The sequence below is a fragment of the Cryobacterium sp. Y29 genome (assembly GCF_002929825.1).
GTDB lineage: Bacteria > Actinomycetota > Actinomycetes > Actinomycetales > Microbacteriaceae > Cryobacterium.
This window is the reverse complement of sequence record NZ_PJJN01000030.1, coordinates 146,207-161,741: the sequence shown is the minus strand read 5'-3', so window position 1 is coordinate 161,741 and position 15,535 is coordinate 146,207. Positions and strand designations below refer to the sequence as shown.

At 63.1% G+C, this 15,535-nt stretch carries 16 protein-coding genes; 6 read left to right on the top strand and 10 right to left on the bottom strand.

Features of this window, described 5'->3' with window-relative positions:
- Position 1 precedes the first annotated feature (1 nt).
- The 4 genes from CXY74_RS06705 (at position 2) to CXY74_RS06690 (ending at position 4,009) form a co-directional block, all read left to right on the top strand.
- A complete protein-coding gene (locus tag CXY74_RS06705; protein ID WP_104199713.1) occupies positions 2-964 on the top strand; it encodes an amino acid ABC transporter permease in 963 nt (320 codons plus the stop codon).
- The gene (locus CXY74_RS06700; RefSeq protein ID WP_104199712.1) at positions 961-1,731 is read left to right on the top strand and encodes an amino acid ABC transporter ATP-binding protein; all 771 of its coding nucleotides are present in this window, start codon (positions 961-963) and stop codon (positions 1,729-1,731) included. Before CXY74_RS06705 ends, CXY74_RS06700 begins: the two co-directional genes overlap by 4 nt.
- Positions 1,732-1,792: 61 nt before the next feature.
- Positions 1,793-3,007, top strand: coding sequence for a M20 family metallopeptidase (locus tag CXY74_RS06695; RefSeq protein ID WP_104199767.1), 1,215 nt, complete (start codon positions 1,793-1,795; stop codon positions 3,005-3,007).
- A gap of 456 nt (positions 3,008-3,463) precedes the next feature.
- The gene (locus CXY74_RS06690) at positions 3,464-4,009 is read left to right on the top strand and encodes an HAD domain-containing protein (protein ID WP_104199711.1); all 546 of its coding nucleotides are present in this window, start codon (positions 3,464-3,466) and stop codon (positions 4,007-4,009) included.
- Positions 4,010-4,117: 108 nt separating this feature from the next.
- Here CXY74_RS06690 and CXY74_RS06685 read toward each other — a convergent pair whose 3' ends face one another.
- From CXY74_RS06685 to CXY74_RS06675, 3 genes are all read right to left on the bottom strand, one after another.
- A complete protein-coding gene (locus tag CXY74_RS06685) occupies positions 4,118-5,701 on the bottom strand; it encodes an HNH endonuclease signature motif containing protein (RefSeq protein ID WP_104199710.1) in 1,584 nt (527 codons plus the stop codon).
- A 138-nt stretch (positions 5,702-5,839) separates the two neighbouring features.
- Positions 5,840-7,546 carry an AarF/ABC1/UbiB kinase family protein gene (locus tag CXY74_RS06680; RefSeq protein WP_104199709.1) on the bottom strand — a complete coding sequence of 569 codons (1,707 nt, stop codon included), beginning with the start codon at positions 7,544-7,546 and terminating at the stop codon, positions 5,840-5,842.
- Positions 7,547-7,550: 4 nt separating this feature from the next.
- Positions 7,551-8,099 carry a PadR family transcriptional regulator gene (locus CXY74_RS06675; RefSeq protein ID WP_104199708.1) on the bottom strand — a complete coding sequence of 183 codons (549 nt, stop codon included), beginning with the start codon at positions 8,097-8,099 and terminating at the stop codon, positions 7,551-7,553.
- Between the two features lie 170 nt (positions 8,100-8,269).
- Here CXY74_RS06675 and CXY74_RS06670 point away from each other — a divergent pair, with 170 nt between their 5' ends.
- Together CXY74_RS06670 and CXY74_RS06665 are read left to right on the top strand one after the other, a co-directional pair.
- Positions 8,270-8,596 (top strand): hypothetical protein, encoded by a 327-nt coding sequence (locus CXY74_RS06670; protein WP_104199707.1) that lies wholly within the window; start codon positions 8,270-8,272, stop codon positions 8,594-8,596.
- A 9-nt stretch (positions 8,597-8,605) separates the two neighbouring features.
- A complete protein-coding gene (locus CXY74_RS06665) occupies positions 8,606-8,980 on the top strand; it encodes a YccF domain-containing protein (RefSeq protein WP_104199706.1) in 375 nt (124 codons plus the stop codon).
- A gap of 52 nt (positions 8,981-9,032) precedes the next feature.
- Here CXY74_RS06665 and CXY74_RS06660 read toward each other — a convergent pair whose 3' ends face one another.
- From CXY74_RS06660 to CXY74_RS06630, 7 genes are all read right to left on the bottom strand, one after another.
- Complete coding sequence (locus CXY74_RS06660) at positions 9,033-9,443, bottom strand: DUF2256 and DUF3253 domain-containing protein (RefSeq protein ID WP_104199705.1); 411 nt, start codon at positions 9,441-9,443, stop codon at positions 9,033-9,035.
- Between the two features lie 432 nt (positions 9,444-9,875).
- A complete protein-coding gene (locus tag CXY74_RS06655; RefSeq protein ID WP_146070074.1) occupies positions 9,876-10,226 on the bottom strand; it encodes a hypothetical protein in 351 nt (116 codons plus the stop codon).
- A gap of 828 nt (positions 10,227-11,054) precedes the next feature.
- Entirely contained in the window at positions 11,055-11,390 is a 336-nt protein-coding gene (locus CXY74_RS17535) for a hypothetical protein (protein ID WP_158252312.1), read from the bottom strand.
- Between the two features lie 185 nt (positions 11,391-11,575).
- Positions 11,576-11,872 (bottom strand): hypothetical protein, encoded by a 297-nt coding sequence (locus tag CXY74_RS17530; RefSeq protein WP_158252311.1) that lies wholly within the window; start codon positions 11,870-11,872, stop codon positions 11,576-11,578.
- A 151-nt stretch (positions 11,873-12,023) separates the two neighbouring features.
- Positions 12,024-12,281, bottom strand: coding sequence for a type II toxin-antitoxin system RelE/ParE family toxin (locus CXY74_RS06640; RefSeq protein WP_104199701.1), 258 nt, complete (start codon positions 12,279-12,281; stop codon positions 12,024-12,026).
- Positions 12,278-12,526, bottom strand: coding sequence for a type II toxin-antitoxin system Phd/YefM family antitoxin (locus CXY74_RS06635; RefSeq protein WP_104089781.1), 249 nt, complete (start codon positions 12,524-12,526; stop codon positions 12,278-12,280). Before CXY74_RS06635 ends, CXY74_RS06640 begins: the two co-directional genes overlap by 4 nt.
- A 116-nt stretch (positions 12,527-12,642) precedes the next feature.
- Entirely contained in the window at positions 12,643-15,426 is a 2,784-nt protein-coding gene (locus CXY74_RS06630; RefSeq protein ID WP_104199700.1) for a UvrD-helicase domain-containing protein, read from the bottom strand.
- Between the last annotated feature and the right edge of the window lie 109 nt (positions 15,427-15,535).

Here is a 15,535-nt window from a genome sequence, read left to right as displayed (position 1 = left end):
CATGGCAAACCTGCCGAGTAACCAGACCGACATCGAATTGCCTCACCCGCAACACCCTGTGGACGTAGCACGGGCGCTGGCTCCCCGGCGGCCCGCTACCTGGGTGCTCTCCATCATTACCGTGGTCGTCGCCGCACAAATCGTGAATCTGTTGCTGACGAACCCCAACTTTGACTGGGACGTCGTCGGGCAATACCTCAACAGTGAAACCGTGCTCCGGGGCGTTGTCATGACTCTCTTCCTCACGGTGACGGCGATGACGATCGGTCTGGTTCTCGGCGGCGTTCTGGCAGTGTGCCGGCTGTCAGACAACGCCCTGCTGCGCGCGCTCGCCTCGTCGTACATCTGGTTCTTCCGGGGTACACCACAGCTCGTGCAACTGATCTTCTGGTTCAACATCGGCCTGCTCGTGCCGGTTTTGAGTATCGGGATTCCGTTTGGTCCGACATTTGCCTCCATCGAGTCCAACACCCTGGTGACGCCACTGTTGGCGGCCATCGTCGGTCTTGGACTGCACGATGCCGCCTATCAGGCCGAGATCTATCGCGCCGGGCTGATTTCGGTTGACGAGGGGCAGCTCGAGGCGGCACAAGCCCTGGGCATGAAGCCGGTTCGCGTCTTCTTTCGAATCCAGCTACCCCAGGCCATGCGCTTCATCGTTCCGCCCACTTTCAACTCCATCATCGCGCTGGTGAAAGGGACTTCGCTGGTGAGCGTGATCGGCGGAGCCGAGTTGTTGTTCTCGGTCAAGGAGATCTACAGCCAGACCTATCAAACCGTGCCACTGCTGATCGTCGCGAGCATTTGGTACCTCTTCATCACGACCGTGCTCAACGGCGTGCAGTTCTTCATTGAGCGTCACTATGGCCGGGGTTCCAGCCGCACTGGCAGCTCCTCCATTATTGCCAGGTTTTTCGATCGACGAGCCGCCATGCGCAACCTGAATCGAGGTATGGAATCGTGACTCTGCCCATTCTGCGCATTAGCGGATTGCGCAAACATTTCTCCGGGGTCGAGGTACTCAAGGGCATAGACCTTGAGGTGCACGTCGGCGAAACTGTCGCGATCCTCGGTTCGTCAGGGTCGGGAAAATCCACCCTGCTGCGCTGCGTGAACTGCCTCGAGGTTGCCAGCGGCGGGTCGATCTGGGTAGGCGACGAGCTCATGGGCTATCGGCAAGAGTCTAAAGGGACCGTGCGCCGGCTCACCGAAAGCCAGATCGCCGTGCAGCGTCGCCAAGTGGGAATGGTTTTTCAGAACTTCAACCTGTTTCCACACTGGACCGTGCTGCAGAACATTGCCGACGGACCGCGCTCAATTCTCAAACTGAGCAAGGCCGACGCAATCGAGCGCAGCATGACACTGCTGACCCGGGTGGGATTGGCTGATCGTGCCAACGCTTACCCTCGCCAGCTCTCCGGCGGGCAGCAGCAACGCGTCGCCATCGCCCGGGCACTGGCCCTTGAACCCGCCCTGCTTCTGTTTGACGAACCGACGTCGGCCCTCGATCCGGAAAACGTCAGCGAAGTCACCGATGTCATGGCCGCGTTGGCCGCCAGCGGCGCCACCATGCTCGTGGTCACCCACGAGCTGGGCTTCGCTCGGGCAGCGGCCGATCGGGTCGTTTTCATGGACGACGGCGTCATTCTCGAGCAGGGTTCGCCGGCCGAGGTGTTCGACCACTCGCAGCAACCGCGCACCCGGGAGTTCTTGCGCCAGACGCTGGTGTGACTCGACAACCCTCCCGCTGCGGCTCACACTGGAACCACCAGTGGCCTTCAAAGGAGAAACCATGACCGTACTCTCAGATGCCCGTGAACTTGCCGGAGACATCACCGACCTGCGCCACCGTTTGCACCAGGAACCTGAAATCGGGCTGCAGCTGCCACGCACGCAGGAGAAGGTACTCCAGGCCCTCCAGGGCCTTCCGTACGAGATCAGTCTGGGTACCGACACCACCTCGGTGACGGCGGTGTTGCGCGGAACCGGCGCCGGGGCATCCGCTTCACGGCCCGTGGTGTTACTGCGCGGCGACATGGACGCGCTTCCAGTTCAGGAACGTACCGGATTGGAGTTCAGCTCGCGCATTGACGGCGCCATGCACGCCTGCGGTCACGACCTGCACACGTCCATGCTTGTGGGCGCGGCGACGCTGCTCGCCCACCACCGTGACCAACTCGCCGGAGACGTCGTGCTCATGTTCCAGCCGGGTGAGGAAGGGTACGACGGGGCGGGAGTGATGATTCGCGAGGGCGTACTCGACGCCGCCGGCCGCCGGGCGAACGCCGCCTACGGCCTGCACGTCATGTCGGCCGGCGCACCCAACGGGCAATTCGCCAGTCGCGCCGGAACCCTGATGTCGGCCAGCGATAGCCTCACGGTGACGGTGCACGGGGCCGGCGGGCACGGTTCGGCCCCGCACCAAGCGCAGGATCCGGTGACGGTGATTGCTGAGATGGTCACCGCCCTGCAGGTGATGGTCACCCGCCAATTCGACATGTTCGACCCGGTGGTGCTCTCGGTCGGGGTGCTGCAGGCCGGCACCAAGCGCAATATCATCCCCGACTCCGCGCGACTGGAAGCGACCGTTCGGTCATACACACCCCAGTCGCGTGCCAAGCTGGCGCGCGTGGTCCCCCGGCTGCTGGAGGGAATCGCGGCAGCGCACGGCGTTGAAGTAGCGGTGGACTACGCCACCGAATATCCATCGACCGTCACAGACGAGGGCGAAACCAGCCGCGCCGAGCGCGTCGTCGGTGAACTCTTCGGTGAAAAGCGGTTCACCCGCATGGTCAACCCCCTGAGCGGCTCCGAGGACTTTTCGCGAGTGTTGCAACAGGTACCGGGAACCTTTGTATTTCTCTCGGCCATGTCGCGACAAGCGGATGCCCCCACCCCCGCCTTCAATCACTCCCCCGCAGCAACCTTTGACGACGATGTCCTGGCCGACGGCACGGCCCTGTACACGCAGTTGGCACTGTCGCGTATGGCCGAACTGGCGGGCTAAGCCCGAGCCATCTTCGGCGCGGGCCTGGGCCTGGGCGGCGGGAGCGCTGGGCGGCGGAGGGCCGGAGCGGCGGGCGGACCTGGGCCTGGGCGGACCTGGGCCTGGGCGGCGGGAGGGCTGGAGCGGCGGGCCTCGGCCTCCGCCTTCTGGCCGGTGTCACACCCGACGCGCTTACCGTGTCGTCGGGTTCGCGCAAATAGTCGGTGCGCGCACGAAAGCGGATGCTCGTCATGCGCAAACGTCACGGAAAAGCCGCCTGACGCGGCCCTGAAGTTCACCCAGTTCGCGGGGAGGCGTACGTCGCTCGTGCGTGCTTAGCTATATGCAGAAGCATATATTTGGGAGTCCGACAATTTACGATTTCACGCTGAACAGCGATACCACCATGGCCGATACGGCAGACCGAGTACGCATCGTTGATGCCGACCGCGCCACTCATCACGATGGGCAGGCAAAATGAGCGTTCCACGACTTTACCTCTCTGTCAACGGATGCCTGTGCCCCCGTTCCGAGCCAGACCCGGCCTGGGGAGATGTAGCCCAGGCATCGATCAACATCGAGTACGGTGACGGTCACGGTGCAACGCGTGACGTGCGCTGGGCTCCCCGCCTGATCACGGCACTCGACTCCCTGCTGATGCAGTACGGAGTCGAGCTGGTCTGGCTGACCTCCTGGAACGAGTTCGATGCCACCCGGCAGCTGCTCGTGCCCGAGCTGCACGGACTGGCCGGCGGGCGCATGCTCGACGTGACGACTCCGCCGAAACGCCCCGGCCGCACCGATGGCGAGACGGGACTCTGGAAGTCCGAGCGCATCGAAGAAGACCAGAACGTGCCGGCACCGTTCATCTGGATCGACGATGCCGACGTGCAGCTGCACGGGGAAAAGGTACGCAACGCCACGCTGGAGACACCGTCGCTGCTAATTCCGCCGCGCTCCGAGGTAGGCATCACCGTCGACGACATCGCCCTGATGCGCGTCTGGCTCGAGCAACTGCCCTAGTTCAGTCTGAGCACTCGTCTTGCCCCGCGCGCCACGACTGGACCCACTGCGGCCAGGTTCGGCTAGCAGCTGCGGCCAGGTTCGGCTAGCAGCTGCGGCCAGGTTCAGCTAGCTGCGCCAGGGTGGTTCTGGGCTGGGGATGTTGGCGCGGTGGCTGTGGGTGGGGCGCCAGGTTTGGGTGGGGTCCCAGAGCAGTGGGCCGCGCACCTGGGGTCTGCCACTGATCATGCGGATTGTCCATCCGTTGGTGTTGATGGTGTGGTGGTGGAACCAGCAGAGGAGGACGCCGTTGTCGATGTTGGTGGGGCCGTGTTGGTGCCAGGGGATGACGTGGTGGATTTCGCTCCAGCGGGCGGGGGTGGTGCAGCCGGGGATGATGCAGCCGTCGTCGCGGGCGGCGATCGCGGCGCGTTGTTTGGCGGTGAAGCAGCGGACGGTGTCGCCGAGGTAGAGGATGTTGCCGGTGGTGCCGAAGATGACGTGTTGGGCGCCGCCGGCGCAGATGGCTTCGTTCACCCGGCGAAACGAGATGGGGGCGTCGACGCCGTCGATCCAGCCGACGCCGCGACCGTGTTGAAGGTCGGTGGCGTTGATGTGGATCATGACGGTGGGGGCGGCGCCGCCCATGGTGGGGGTCTTCGGATCGCGCGCGGCCGCTTCGAACACACAGCGGAGGATGTCGGCGCGTTTCTCGCCGGCGGTGCGGCAGTCGCCGTCGTAGCGGGCGTCGCCGGTGAACGGGTCGGCACTGAAGTGGTCGGCGCTGAATCGCTCACCGTCCACGCTCGTGTCGCCGATATGAAGACCGTCTAACGCGGTACCGGCACCGGGTTCGGTGCCGTCGAGGGGGTCGAGGGGTTCGGTGGGTTCGAACCGGGGCGTGCGAGACCGGGCTGACAGGTAGGTGTCGAAGAGGGTGTCCATGATGCCGCGCAGCTCAGGAGTGACGTCGGCGCGCAGCGGGTAGAGCCCGTGGTGCAGCAGCCCGAACGTCAACGTGCTCTTCGCTTCGACGGTGTCGTCGTTGGGGGCGGTACCGTCGGGATCGAGCCGGCCCTGCCACTCCAAGGCCTGTGCCCGCAACAGGTCAGGGGCGAAGCGGATGCCGGCCCCGGGCAGTCCGGCAGTTTCCGGGGTGATCGCGCCGGTCGCGGAGGCGACCAGGGCACGTTCCACATGGTCGAGGTCATCCTGCAGCACTTTTCCGTGCAGCGCGGTCAACGTACTGGCGATGATTTCTGCCGCTTCCAGGCCGAGGTTGCCGCTGACCAGTGCTGCGGCGATGACGGGGTACCGCGCGGGTACGGGCAGGCCCATGGGCGTGCGTTCCACGACGGTTTCGCCCAGCTTCAGACGACGTTTCGCTTCGCGGCTGGAGATACCGGCGAGTTGGGTGATGAATTCAACCCGGTTACGGCATCCGTTTTGGAAGGCGAGGGACCCGTTGCCACGGTCGGTCTCAGCGCGCACGCCGATGTCGGTGGTGGCTCGTAGCCTCGCACCATCAACCTTGCGACCAAGCTCTTCCAACGCTGCCAGTACCGCGATGGCTTCAGCATCATCCAGGTGACCAAACCGTGTTTCATCCAGAACAGAGCCCAGCAATGCACCAGCCTGACCGATGCCCCAAACCCGAGAACCCTCAGGTTCCGGCACAGAGCCGGTTGCAGCGGGCGGAGCGGTGAGGGTCATGGCGTCAGTGCCTCCTTCACCCCCAAGTCTAGCCCGAATCAACCATGTAAGCGAGTAAATCTCAGCATAAAAGTGATGCCAGATCAGAAGTTTCTTCGATCGGGTCGCGTTCGCGGCGACGGCTGTCACGCCCCTCGTCTAGAACCCGCGGCGCCCCGCGAACAGGGCGTGCAGTAGGGGGGCGATCGACGCGACCATCAGTACGGTGCCGAGCACCGCGTCATCCGCTCGCAGAAGGACCCCAGCGATGAGCAGTGCGCCGAAGACGAGCGCCGAGATCGCCTGCCGCACGGTGCGTTCGAGGCGCGCGACTCTTTTTTCGAGGACCGGGCTAGCGACCGCTACGGTGCCGTCTCCGATGCGGGTGATCAACCCGTCGAGCCGCTTTGGCAGGCGAAACGCGAGACCGGCGGTCTCCAACGCCTGTTTGGCGAAGTCCTGCACCAGGTTGCCGCCCTCATCGCGCAGCAGCTGCGCCGCGTAGGGCTCGACCGAGTCCCACAGGTTGAATGCGGGGTTGAGCGCGCTTGAGACTCCGGAGGTGAGGGACATGGCCCGAATGATGAGCAAAAAATTCTCGGGCAGCTGAAACGGCAACGAGCGCACGACGTCACCGAATTGCACGGCGAACTCGCGGAACTCACGGGGGTCGACCTCGCGCAGTTCGGCGAATCCCATTCCGCCGAATCGGGCGAACAGCTGCGTCATTGCGCGCTCGAGTTCGGTCGTTTCGGCCGAGGGCAGCAGCACTCCCACGTCGTTCATGGCGTTGACCAGTCCGCGTCCGTCCCGTGAGGCGGCGGCGATCAGCATTTTGCGCAGCCCGGTGCGCGTGCTTTTAGGAACCTCACCCATCATGCCGAAATCGATGAATGTCAGCTTCCAGCCACGCTCGGTGTCGGCGTGCGGGGTGACGAAGATGTTGCCGGGGTGCGGGTCAGCGTGGAAGAACCCCATGGTGAACATCTGGTCGAACATGACTTCAGCGAAGATGGGCGCCACCTGGACGGGGTCGATGCCGGCCTTGACCAGGGCGTCGACGTCAGTGATCTTGATCGCCGTGACGTCTTCGAGGGTGAGTACGCGGCGGGTGGTGCGCTCCCAGGCAACGACGGGTACGCTCACTCGGTCGTCGTCGGGAAAGGCCGCCGCGAAGCGTTCAGAGCTGGCTGCCTCGTGCAGGTAGTCGATTTCTTCGAGGCTGGTCTGGGCGAATTCCTCGACCAACGCCGGCATATCGACGCGGTTGGAGACGAGTTTCACATGGCTGAGCCACCCGCCCACTTTGCGCAGGGCGGCCAGGTCGACGTCGATGATCTCGTCGATACCCGGCCGCTGCACTTTGATGATGACCCCGTCGAGCCCCGTGTCGGCAGCATCGAGCGCGGTCAATCGCGCCCGATGCGCCTGACCGAGGGATGCAGCAGCCACCGGCGTCTCGTCGACCGACGTAAAAGCCCGCTCGAGCGGCATGCCCAGCTCTGCCTCGACGGCCGCGCGAATAGCCGCGAACGATACCGGCGCGACCTCGTCTTGCAGGCCCTCGAGTTCTCTGGTGATCTCGGGCGGCAACACGTCGAGGCGCGATGACATGAATTGCCCGACCTTGATCATCAGGCCACCGAGGTCGGACGCGAGCACGTAAAAGCCCTTGGCGAAGCGTTGCATCCGCTTAGAGCGAGTGCGCTCGGCGATTTTCACCAGCCCGATGCGGGGCAGGAACAACTCGAACCACCACGTTATGGCCAGATACCAGCTGGCGAAACGCAGAATGCGGCGGTAGCGGGCGCGCAAGTTTCCCGCGCCCGAGTTCGAATCGTAGCTACCTCGACGAACCAGTGGCACCCCGTCAGTCCTGAGCGAGGATCGAGTAGAGCTTGCGACGTGCGTCGTCGAGCACCATGACGGCCTGCTTGATCTGCTCCGGCGAACCGGTGCGACCAACCTGCGCCGCTGCCTGGGCGAGCTCGATCCCCGCTTTCGGCAATGCCGCATGGCCATGCCCGTGGCCGGAAGTCGACGCCGTAGTCTCCCACGGCGCGCTCATGTCGGAGTCAGCGACAGCGGCGCGGCCCTCATCGGTCAGGGAGTAGATCTTGCGACCATTGGACTCCTCGGCGCTAATGAGGCCCTCGTCGGCCAACAGTTGCAGGGTCGGGTAGACCGAGCCGGCGCTGGGTTTCCAGCTGCCACCACTGCGCTCCTCGATTTCGTGAATGATCTGGTAGCCGTGCATCGACTGCTCAGCGAGCAGCGCGAGCACCGCCGTGCGCACCTCACCACGGCCGGCGCGGGTACCGCTCTGCTTTTCGAACCGCGAACGAAACTGCTCCATCGCCTGCCAGATGCCATCCATGTTGCCAGCGTTGAACCCGCTTGTTGGAAATGAATTGCCCATGATTTCCTCCTGTAAGTATTGCGAACGATATACAGCGATAGGTTAACGATACCCAGCGACGCCTTCGAGCGACACACTCACACCGATGCTCAGGGCCGGCTCCCAGTCAGTCTCATTTTAGCTATCACCGTGGATCACGAGAAAGGCGTGCACGGGTCTAGCGTTGAATCATGGAACACACAACGCTGCCCCTCACGCACATCGCAGATATTCGGGCTGACGCCGCGGTTGAACCCGGTCGACTCGGTCACAGCACGGTTCTCTTCTCCCCTGGGGTGCGCGTGGTCGTGCTCACCTTCGAAGCCGGTTTCACACTCAAGAAGCACTCAGCGCCCAAAATTCTGCTCATGCAAGCCCTCGACGGATGCCTGCGAGTCACGGCTGGCGGGCAGGTCACCGACCTCGTTCCCGGCGCCCTGCTTCGACTCGATGCCAGCCTGGAGCACGAGGTCGAAGCGATCGAGGAATCACGACTGATGCTCACCTCGATCGGCTAGGAAACCACCATGAAGACCCTCCTCAACATCATCTGGCTTGTGCTCTCAGGCTTCTGGCTGTTCCTCGGCTACATGTTCGCGGCTCTCATCATGTGCATTCTCATCGTGACCATCCCCTGGGGGATCGCGGCGGCACGCATCGGCGTCTACGCCCTCTGGCCGTTCGGCAAGACCGTGGTTGAGACGCCGAACGCCGGGGTCGCGTCGCTCCTCGGCAACGTCGTCTGGGTCATTCTGGCCGGCTGGTGGATCGCCCTAGAGCATCTGCTCTCAGGCATCGCTCTCTGCATCACCATCATCGGCATCCCATTTGGCATCGCCAATTTCAAGTTGATCCCGGTCGCGCTCATGCCGCTCGGCAAGCAGATCGTCGACACGCCGTAGGATTCACCGGTAGCACGGGGGCAATCACCCGACCCGCACCTTCCGTAACGCTCTACCGCGGCGTTCGCAACCGGATCGCTCCCTTCGCAGTCGACGGATCGACCACGACTCCGCCCTGCGTGATCTGCAATTCGTCGCGGGCGACCATGCGGCGTGCGGCTCGGCGGGCCGGCTCCATCAACTCGCGCCAGTCCTCGCCGCCGATGGCTCGCGCCGCGTCAGAAGGGCAGATCGTGGAATCGTGCGCGCGCGCCTGGAGCAGCGTCACGATGGTCGCTTCAAGTTGCAGGTCGGTCGCATTGACGCCGCGTGACCGGCACGCTGCCGAGCAGTACTTCACCGAATCCCAGTTTTTGGCCCACTTCGCGCGCCACTCGATGCGCCGCCCACACGAGGCGCACGTCTTCTCCGCCCGGGCAGCTGCGGGGTCAGCATCGGCGGGCTTTGGTTGACGGTGTGCCATACCTTCTATCTTGCGCGACAACACGGCACCCTGCCAGGCCTGCTTCTTGGTGCGCGGTGCCAGAGCAGACCGGTGCCTTCTTTTCGAAACGCCCTCGCAATTCCGCGGTGTGGAATGCCCACAACAGATCGCCGCGTCAAGCCCCTCCTCGAACCATATCGGTAAGCAGCACCTGGCCGGTTATGGCGCGCACCACTGATCCTGAGTATGCAGCTGCGGCGGTGGTGCTCACCAACGCCCCTCAGAGTGCCGAGCAACGGCGCGCGCCCACCACAGGTGGTGACCAGAACAGCGAATCTTACGTGGACGACCGAAATGCGCATCGGCAACTCTCCTCCAGCCTTCGAGTGGGAGAATATCCGGCCGCGGTTTCTGCTTTAGTTGCGTCTACTCATCACGCTGGTCAACGTTCACCTGACCACGCACGTCTGGTCAGCAGAGGGTCTCGTCGAACACCGTTATTGCCGCGGCCAGGGAGGCTGATTGGTAATCCTCGATCAATGCAGACGCCGTCGTGTCCCGCAGGTTTGTCACTTCAGCCGTGGGATTCGTGATGGCAGATGTAAGTTGCAGTAGCTGCTCAAGATCGGCCTGAGTCTTCGGTGTTCCAAAGCCCGACATGGCCAGGGCAAGGTTGCAGGCGGCACGCATGTCGCTGTCACCATAGGCCTCGATCTCCTCGAGCCAACGCGCGGCATTCTTCTCCGCGCCAGCAGAACCGCCTCCTACAATACGTTCGGTCTCGTTTGCAGATCGGCCGAGAATGCGACCCAGGTCATCCAAGCTGCTCGTGCCACTCCGAGCGCAACTGGAGCCCGTGAGGAGAAACCCAGCAAGTACGAGCACCAAGAACGTGCGGGCTGAGGCGTGCGGCCGCTTGGCCGATGGTAAGCGGATGCTCTTATGTGTCATGTCGATCCCACCCTATTCACTGGTTTCTCCGGCGACGCCGGTGCTCGTTCTTTGGCTAGACCGTCCGAAACGAATCCGGAACGCGGTTCTGGCACCGGTGTCGTCTGCATTTTCTTCTGCTCTGATTCGATCTCCGCACGGGTCAGCTGGGCGTTTGCCTGTAGGTCTTGTGCGGCTAGAACCGTCAGAGCGCCCAGGACACCAGTGAGCACACCGCCCGTGACGGAGAGGACAGTGTTGCTCGGTTCGTGTGCGCCCACTTTATGCATCGCCACAGCTCCCATCCGAATCGACGCAGGCAGCATACTCCTGAGACTCACGTAGCGCTCTTCTGGGAGCAGACCTTCAGCCCATTGAAGACAGGCGACACGAACTCCCGTTACTGGCCGGAGCAACTGAACCACGCGAGCAAGGACCACGGCCGTCGAGCAGCGGGGCCACCTCGGCGAAGGTGGGAGCGTGCATCACTTCGGCGGCGCGCACGCGATGGATGTCCTGACGCCCGAGGTCGATGAGCGTCTCCCATTGGCGTCTCGGCAATGTCGGCAGACTGGGCGTCAATATACGGGCGCACAACCTCGTCGTCGAGCAGTTGGCTGAACCCGACAGCAGCCTTGCGGGCCGCCTATTCGGTGCTGAATCCGGCGGTGATCCGGCCTTTGATCTGCAGGTGTTTCGCGAGCGCGACAGTAAAGCCGTTCAGTCAAGGCCCGCTCGGTGGGCCGCCGCATCGAACTCCGCGCTGCGCTGCCGAAGTTGCAGCGCCTTGAGGGACGCGGTGAAGGCTCGTTCAAACGCGGCAGCGTCCTTCGAGCGGATGCCGTAGAGCCGACTCACCCACTCCCCCACCTCGATCCGGATCTGACTCCAGAACAGGCCGCGGGTGACGACGACAGCCTCAACGTCCTCAATGGCGGTCACAATAGCGACGCCAGCCAGGGTGACCGTGACGGCGTCGCCGTGGAGTGCGAGCTTCCAGTCGCCGGAGCTGGTGAGGGCCTTGCCCCAGGCGGATGGCTGCCAAGTCGGCGGCATGCTGGCTGTCCTCTCGCTAGCTCGGCGAGTTCGATCCGGTTGCAGGGCCCACGGCCGAATGGCCGTGCATTCCAGCAACCGTCCTGAGTACGCGAGGCGGGTTTCAGCCCGCACTTCGCACTCTAGTGAAGACGTAGCCGGCCCGCGGCCCTCGGACAGGGCTGATTTAGGGAGGTTCTCGCGAATCAGAGCGTCACGGCTTTGTGGGTGGAGAGCTGCCGGTCGAGCAGGCAGCGGTCGAGCAGCGCGAGGTAGTCCTGCTGTTCGGCCGGTCCCGTAATTTCGGGCAGCCTCACGCTGATACGTTCCAGAAAAGCGGATGCCGTCTGCTCCATCGCGAAATCCGGCCGCGCGTACCATGGACGCGCCGATGACGGCAGAATCGGCCAGCGGTAGGCGGTGGCGTAGGCGTCGACGGAGGCTCGGTGAGCTCCGATGAGATCGATGTCGTAGGCGGCGCAGCAGTCGGCGAGCGAGCGCACGGTGCCGGGAGAAAGTCGCGGGCCAGGTGCAGAGGCTGATCACCGGAACGGTAATCAGGTAGCCGGCGCGGCCAAGTTCGGCGAGGAGAAAGCAAACGTCAAAGGCGGCGTTGTGGGCCACGATAACGCGGCCGTCGAGCAGCACCACGCGCTACTCGTACACGTCCCGGCGATGGCCGACGGTGACCACGACCACCACAAGGATGTCGTTGCGGATGGTGTAGATAATCCGATAGTTGCCCACCCGCACCCGATAGCCGTCCCGTCCTTGCAACGCTCTCGCCCCCGGCGGGCGAGGGTCTTCGCCCAGCAGGGCGATGGCGCCTTGTACCCGACCGCGGTCCTGCGGATCAATGCGACGCAACGCTTTGACCGCTGCCGGGCGCAATTCGATCCGGTATTTGCTCACATCCAGCCGAGATCCGCTTTGACCTGCTCCCAGGGAATGTTGTCGCCCTCGTCGGCCATCGCCACATCAAACGCCGCGACATCCTCAGCATCCTCAAGCGCTTCTTGCATGCGTGCATACTGCTCGGGGCTGACCAGCACAGCAGCGACTTTTCCGCGACGCTCCAAGAAGACGGCCTCTGAGCTGGCCTGGGCAATCAACTCGGGAAGGCGCGCCCTGGCGTCGGTGACGCTTGACTTCGACATGCCTCAAATGTACATCAGCGTGATTGCGATGTACATGTGCAGTGTCGGTCTGCAGCCGGGCGCACGAACTTGGTCATAACCGTTCGCGAAAGACAATGTCACCGGATAACCGGGTGTCAACGGTTGCGACGGTGCGGCGTGAACGGCTTGCGGTACCCGCCGACCTGCTTCACGACCGGCACCGATTCGCTGCCGTCGAGCGCCAGCGTCGTCTTGCAGCGCGGATAGCGGGCGCAGCCAAGAAAGGGGCCGCTCTTGCCGGTGCGCTCGACCATGAACCCACGACCACAGCGCGCGCAGACGATGGACTTCAATTCTTCGCCGATGGCGTTGGTACGCACCACGCCATGGTCGCGAATGAGTTCCATGACGAAGCGTGATTCGCGCTTGTCGATAGTGACCAGCAGCACGCTGCGCCGCGCGCGGGTCAGCGCGACATAAAACAGGCGACGCTCTTCGGCCTTCGGAAATTCTTCAGCTGCTGGCATGGCGAGGCGCAACACAGGGTCGTTCGGGATGGTGCTCGGGAACCCCCCTTTTCCCGACACCAAGCCAGGAATGACAATGTAGTCGGCCTCGCCGCCTTTCGATGCGTGAATGGTCATGAACGAGATGTCAAGCAGATCCCGAAGCTGAGTGCAGCCGTCCAGATAGCTACTCTGGTGCCGATACCGACCGAGCACGAGCACTGACAACTTACGGCCAGGCACACTGGGAATCGCGCCGCTCGCGACGTAGCTGTGCAAAGTGGTCAAACGATGACGGATGGCTGCTGCCACGGCATTATCGGCTGCAACCGTCATGATCCCCACTGTCGGCGCATACTCGGCCGTCGAAGAGACTACGTTTTTGGCGATCTGCACGGGGTTTTGCATAACGAAGGTGCTGGAGACATCCGCTATTGATTGCGGAAAACGAAATGTTCGTTCGAGCCGCATGATGTCGCTCGGGCCGAACCAGTCTTCAAAGCCCGTCATGACCGACACATCGGCACCGGCGAAGCGGTTGATGCTCTGCCAGTCGTCGCCGACCGCGAATAGGTAGCGCCCGGGTGCGGCTACGAGCGCCCGCGCGAGGCGGGCGCGGGCGAAGCTGGCGTCCTGAAATTCGTCGACCATCACGAGGTCATATGGGCTGACCCAGTCTCCGTCTTCAAGATGTTGCGCCGAGAGCGTGAGCATGTCCTCGAAGTCGATGCAGTCATCCGCTGCCAGTTTCTCGTCCCATTCCCGACGAATGGCCCCAAACAGTCTCAGAAACGATGCGTCGCGATAGCGCACCGGACCGTGAGCGAATTCTGCGAGGCGAACGCTCAGCTGCTCATCGGTGAGGCAATTGCTCTTCGCGTGGATAAGAAACGTGCGAAAGGTGCCCAGCAAGAGTGCATTCTCGACCGGTTTCTGGCCGACGGCGAGCCGGTCGGCGTCAGGCTGGAGTGAGATGCCGCGCTGGGTCAGTTCAGTACCCAGGCGAGTGAGGTCTCTTCCGCTCCAGAGCTCGGATCGAGTGGTTTCCAGCAGAGTGGTGCCGTTGGTCCGATGGATTTTGCGCTTCCACGCCACGCCATCTAAATAGCCTTCAAAGGGCGACGATCCATCAGCATCGATAGCCCAGTGCTCGTGGTAAGCGTTGATGGCTGGGTAGTAGAAATCCGGGTGATACTGTCCATGCTCGGCGTCAACGGTCTCAATTTCGTAGCGCTTCTCGTAGATGTAATCGACACCGTTGAAGAACAGCCAGTCAGCGATCATCCGCTCGCCAGCGCTCTTGACGGTTTCGCCGCGGGAAGTCTGAAACCCCTCGCTAACTTCGGATTTCTCGCCGTTGTCGTCAGGGTAGTCACGGGCCAGCACAGCGCGGAAGAAGTCCCATTCCGAGCGGAACATGACATCGGTGGCGCGCAGCCGGTCGACGATCAGGCCGAGTTGTTCAATATCTTTACCACCCTCGAGCCATGGTGCCAACGACGGCTTCTTGCCGGTGGCCTTACCAATTATTTCGAGACCGAAGGCGTGAAAGGTGCGGGCAACGACTTGGTCGGCGTTGAGGCCGAGAGGGGTCAGACGGTCGCGGGTGCGCTGCTGTAATTGTTTGGCCGCCGCCGAGTTGAAGGCGAGCATGAGTATCTTGTCGGCGGGAATGAGGTTGCGCTGTAGCGCGTAGCCGGCCTTGGCCACCATCGTGGAGGTCTTACCAGAGCCGGCTGATGCGACGACGAGCATGCGGTTGTCGAAGCAAATCACGGCGCGGGTCTGCTCTGGGGTCAGCGGAGAGGATTCCACGTTGTCCAAGAATTCGCGGCACTCATCGGTTTCGCGCCCGAGGTGGTTCTGGTTTTCACGTGCAATAACGACGTGCACGTCTTCCGACCAGTGGGCAATCGTATCCGCGATGTCTGCTGGCTGAGCGGCGATATAGGAGCGCAAGGCTCCGTCGTCGAGCAGGTAGCTGAAGCCCACGGCGGCCTTGCGGACGGCCCAATCTGTGCCAAACTCGGTGGTAAGCCACCCCTTAACTTGCAGGTGTTCGGTGAGCGCGGCTGTGAAGCTATTCAGCCAAAGCGTGGCCTGGCGGGCTGCCGCATCAAACTCCGCAGTGAGCTGCCGCAGCTCCAACGATTGCCGCGAAGCAGTAAAGGCGTGCTCAAAGGCGGCAGCGTCTTTCGAGCGGATGCCGCGGAGCAGGCTCGCCTGCTCGCGCACCTGTAGCTCGATCTGACTCCAGAACAAGCCGCGGGTGACGATCACCGTCCCGACATCCACGACCGCGGTCGCGATACCGGCGCCGTCAATGGTGACCGTGACGATGTCGTCGTGGAGGGCCAGTTTCCAGTCGCCGGAGCCGGTGAGGGCTTTGCCCCAGGCGGAGGGCTGCCAAGTCGGGAGTGCGTGTTTCGTCATCAAAAAGAGCTTCTTGCACTCATGGTTGGTCCCCCAGTTGTGTCGTCCCGTAAAAGCCGATAGATGCGTAGCTATGAAGTCGCCTCATCGGATTCGCGTTCCCATAAAG